The organism is Clostridium sp. SGI.024 (assembly GCF_050315195.1).
In the GTDB taxonomy this organism is placed as follows: Bacteria; Bacillota; Clostridia; order Clostridiales; family Clostridiaceae; genus Clostridium.
Genome location: NZ_JBNPON010000142.1, coordinates 1 through 1,226 on the forward strand (window position 1 = coordinate 1; position 1,226 = coordinate 1,226).

1 protein-coding gene is annotated in these 1,226 nt (G+C 29.4%); it reads right to left on the reverse strand.

What is annotated here, in order from left to right; all coding sequences use genetic code 11:
- On the reverse strand, nt 1-1,226 hold a 1,226-nt coding region (locus tag ACQRD5_RS17105; protein WP_427747107.1), incomplete at both ends, for an IS1182 family transposase.

Here is a 1,226-nt window from a genome sequence, read left to right on the forward strand (position 1 = left end):
CAGACTGTAGACAAAAAGGATATTTTCAAGAGTGAAAATATCCTTTTTGTTAATTTTGTAGCTAAATTACTTAAAATAAAGATAAATGAATTGCTATATCTGCTGAAAAGAGATCGCCTAGATCGTCCTTTCCAGAGTTTATTTGCCAACTTCTTTAAATTCATGCATGAGAAAATAAGCGTGACCTCCATTTTAATTTTAGCCAAGCCTCTTAAGTGAGTAAATCTCATACCGTGTTTTTCCTTTGCATCCGCAAAGACACGTTCTATAGTTTCTTTTCTTCGTTTATATACAGATTTAACATAATTATCATGTCTAAGATGATTCGCTTCTTCTAAAAACTTTGCCCAGACATGCCTAGTTATAACTTTTTGATTATTTTTACTATTTGTACAAGAATCTTTAAATGGACAATTAGCACAATCTTTAGGGTTTGATTTATATAACTTATATCCATCACGATCTGTTGTAGAATATCTAAGTTCTTTCTCAAAAGGACAAATATAAAAATCGTTATATTCATCGTAAACAAATTGAAACTTTTTGAAAAATCCTTTTTTAGTCATTGGACTTTTATATGGCATTGAAGGAAGAATATTTGCCTCTAATATAGTTTTTGCAATATAAGGGGTTATGTAGCCAGCATCAACAGCCGTAACTATAATTTCATCTTTATATTTATTGGTTACATTTTCAAACACACTTTTGAAAGCTACGCTATCGTGAATATTACCAGGAGTTATGTCAAAGCCTAAAATAAAATTCGAGTCATCACACGCAGTGTGAGCTAAATATGCAAAGCATTTTTCTTTTTCATTTTTAAAGAACATCCCAGCATCTTTATCAGTAGTACTTTTAATAACTTCCTTAGTAACAACTTTTTTATCTTCTTTTAGTGGTTTCTTTCCATGGATTATCCTATCTTCATTTATTTCTTTTTCTAGTTCTTCTTTATATTTTTTAGCTTCGACATTAACATTAATTTTCTCATATTTCTTTTTATTAGCACTAGCTTTTATATGAGTTGAATCAATATAAATTTGTTCTAAGGCTAAGAAGCCTTCTTGTTCAGCTTTTTCAAGGATTCTAGCAAATATTTTTGCAAATAAATCTGAATCCTTAAATCTTCTTTCATAATTCTTACTAAATGTTGAAAAGTGCGGTATTGCTTCGCTAATCGAATACCCTAAAAACCATCTATACGCTATATTAACTTCTATTTCTTT